Origin of the sequence: Amycolatopsis sp. NPDC058278, assembly GCF_042881395.1 — a bacterium.
Lineage (GTDB): Bacteria > Actinomycetota > Actinomycetes > Mycobacteriales > Pseudonocardiaceae > Amycolatopsis.
The window spans coordinates 57,069-59,923 of record NZ_JBHVXZ010000060.1 but is presented as its reverse complement, the minus strand read 5'-3'; the positions used below and the strand labels follow the sequence as shown (position 1 = coordinate 59,923).

Annotated in this window: 3 protein-coding genes; 1 reads left to right on the top strand and 2 read right to left on the bottom strand. The window is 76.8% G+C overall.

Annotated features, from left to right (window positions below; translation table 11 throughout):
- Positions 1–810 (bottom strand): hypothetical protein (locus tag ACFVYA_RS28305; protein ID WP_387049264.1); only part of this gene is annotated, 810 nt, incomplete at its 3' end.
- A gap of 64 nt (positions 811–874) precedes the next feature.
- Positions 875–1,414 carry an ABATE domain-containing protein gene (locus tag ACFVYA_RS28300; protein WP_285990358.1) on the bottom strand — a complete coding sequence of 180 codons (540 nt, stop codon included), beginning with the start codon at positions 1,412–1,414 and terminating at the stop codon, positions 875–877.
- Positions 1,415–1,486: 72 nt separating this feature from the next.
- On the opposite strand from ACFVYA_RS28300, the gene ACFVYA_RS28295 reads away from it, so the two are divergent.
- Positions 1,487–2,644, top strand: a complete 1,158-nt coding sequence (locus ACFVYA_RS28295) for an MFS transporter (RefSeq protein ID WP_387049261.1) — start codon at positions 1,487–1,489, stop codon at positions 2,642–2,644.
- The last annotated feature ends 211 nt before the right edge of the window (positions 2,645–2,855 follow it).

Sequence of the window (2,855 nt, the reverse complement as noted above, 5' to 3'; positions counted from 1 at the left end):
GCCGTCGGCGGGCTTGGCCGCCAGCTGCGCGGGCTTCTCAGCCGAGGTCGGCGTAGGCGTCGGCTTGGCCGCCGGCTGCGAGGCCGGGGTCGGCTGCGCCGGCTTGGCTGCCGCCGCCGGCTTGTCCGGCGTGGTCACCGTGGCCGGCTTGTCCGCCGTCGGTGCCGTGGCCGGCTTGTCCGCCGGCTGCGTCGCCGACTTGTCCGCCGGCTGCGTCGCCGACTTGTCCGTCGGCTGCGTCGCCGGCTTCTCGCCCGGCTGGGCCGAAGCGTTCTTCTCCGCCTCGGCCAGCGGGTTCGGCCGGCGGATCTGGACCACCGCCACGATCGCCGCCGCCACCGCACCGAACGCCACCAGCCACGGCCAGCGTGCGCGCTTCGTGCGCTCGCCGCGCGCCACGCTCTTGGCCTCCTGCAGCGCCACCGCCAAGTCGCGCTTGGCCGTGGCCACGGCCTTCCGGCGGCGCCGGCCGGACTCGCCCGCCGAGCTCACCACCGTCGCCACCGCCTGGGCCGCCTTGCGGCCCGGGTCGCGCATCTTCGCCGCGCGGGCCAAGACCTCGTCGCGGGCCGCACCGGAGTTCGTCAGCACGTCACGGCGTGACGACCGCGTGCTCTTGTCGAGGTCCTTGGTCGCCGCGCGACCGACCTTCGCGAGTTCGTCCTTGCCTTCGGCCAGCTTCCGATCGGTGATTTCGACCGCCCGCGCGGCCGCGGCCGCTCCCACCCGCGCGGCCTCCGCGGCGAGATCCCGTACGCCGGCCGCCGCCGTCTTCACCGATCGCCCGACCGGGGCGTCGCCCTGGCTCATGTGATCACCTCTCACTCGTCGCAGCAGGCGTCACCTGCTCAGCTCACACCTGTGGGCTACCCAGTCAAGGCGCATCCGGAACCTCGACCACCCGACGGCGCCGCCGGTACCCCGCGGACTTGACCTTGGTGCCGCACGCGGTCATGTCGCACCAGCGGCGACGGCCGGCGTGCGACGCGTCCAGGAACAGGCGGCTGCAGTCCGGGTGCGCGCACTCGCGGATCCGGGCGGCGTGCGGGCCGGCGAGCAGGTCGACGGCGTCGCGGGCGAGCGTCGAAAGCGCCTGGCCGAGGTCGCCGCGGTACTCGACCGCGGTACCCGTCCAGTGCGGCACCAGCGGCGGCGGCGCGGCGAACGCGTTCAGCTCCGCTCGATCGCCGTCGCGCCCGGCCCGGCGGCACAGCCGGTGGACGGTTTCCCGGAGCGCGACGGTCCGGCGGAGCCCGGCGTCGTCGACGGCGATGCCGGCGCCGTACCCCGCTTCCGCCAGCCAGCGCGTGACGTCGGCGGGCGCGGTCAGCAGCTCACGCGGGTGCTCGTGGTGGCGGACCTGCAGCGTGGTCGTCAGGTCCAGGCAGGGGCGGCCGCTGAGGAAGGTGAACACGTCACCATATTGACCGGTGACGCGGTCACCTGCCAAGGTGGCGTCACCAGACAATGGGGTGACGGGGGTGCGATGTCCGGGTTGACGCGGTACCTGACGGCCGCGGTGCTGGTCCGCGGCGCCGACAGCGGCGCCTCGGTCGGGCTCCTCCTGCTGGTCGCCGACCGGCACCAGTCCGCGGCCACCGGCGGGCTGCTGATCGCCGCGCTGACCGCACCGCACCTGGTGGGCCCGTGGCTGGCCGTCCGCCTCGACCGCGCCCGCGACCGGCGCCGGCTGCTGGCGCTCGCGTACCTGGTGTACGGGGTCGCACTGACCGCGGGCGCGCTCGCGACCGGCCGGCTGCCCACGGCCGCGGCCCTCGCCGCGGTGGCGGTCGCCGGCGCCTGCGGTCCCCTGCTGACCGGCGGGTTGAGCAGCGTGCTGGACGACCTCGGCCCGGGCCGCCGCGGCCGCGGCTGGGACGCGCTGACCTACGGCGTCGGCGGCACGGCCGGCCCGGCGGCGGCCGCGACGCTCACCGCGGTGGCCGGCCCGCTCGAGGCGGTGCTCGCGCTGGCCGGCACGGCGGTGGCCGCCGGCGCGCTGGTCGTGACGCTGCCGCTGGCGGGCCGCGCGCGCCCGGCGGAGGCCGCGAGCCTGCGCGCCGGGCTGGCGGTGCTGGTGCGGCGGGGGCCGCTGCGCCGGGTGACGCTCCTGACGGTGCTGGCGGCGGTCGAACTGGGGGCGCTCCCGGTCGTGGCGGTGCGCTTCGGCGCGGAACTGCGCGGCACGGCCGCGGCGGGGGCGACGCTGACCGTCGTGTACGGCGCGGGCAGTCTCCTGGGCTCGGCCCTGGTGACGGCGTGGCCGTTGCGCGGCGAGCCGGAGGTGCTGACGGCCCGGCTGTTCGCGGCCATGGCGGTGGCCACGGCGATGTCGGCGTTCGCTCCGGCCTACGCGGTGGCGATCGCCGGGTTCGCGGTGCTGGGCCTGCTGAACGCGATGGCGTTCACGGCCACCCTGTCCGCCCGCGGCGCGTACGCCCCGGCGAGCGCGCAGGCCCAGGTGTTCGTGACGAGCGCGGGCTTGAAGGTCACCTCGGCGGCGGCCGGAGCGGCCCTCGCGGGCGCGGCGAGCGGCCTGGGCGGCCAGGCGCTCCTGCTCGCCGCGGCCGCGGCCACCGGGCTGGCGGTGGTCGCGGCCTGGGTGGACGGAAAGCTCGCGCCCGCGTTCGCCCCAGCGCATTGACCCGTTCGCCGCCGTCCCCCGTTTTCTTTTCGACAGCGGAATCCGGATCCCGCGGGGGCGCCATGCGGCCGGAACCGGGTGGACATCCTGCGGCAGGCCGGGATGCCCGGCAACTCGCTGCGACGATGGCAGCGCGACGTCCACGACCTGCCGAACAGCCACCACAAAGGCGCGGCGCACCCGCGGAAACCCGTGCGTGCGCCGCGGCCGG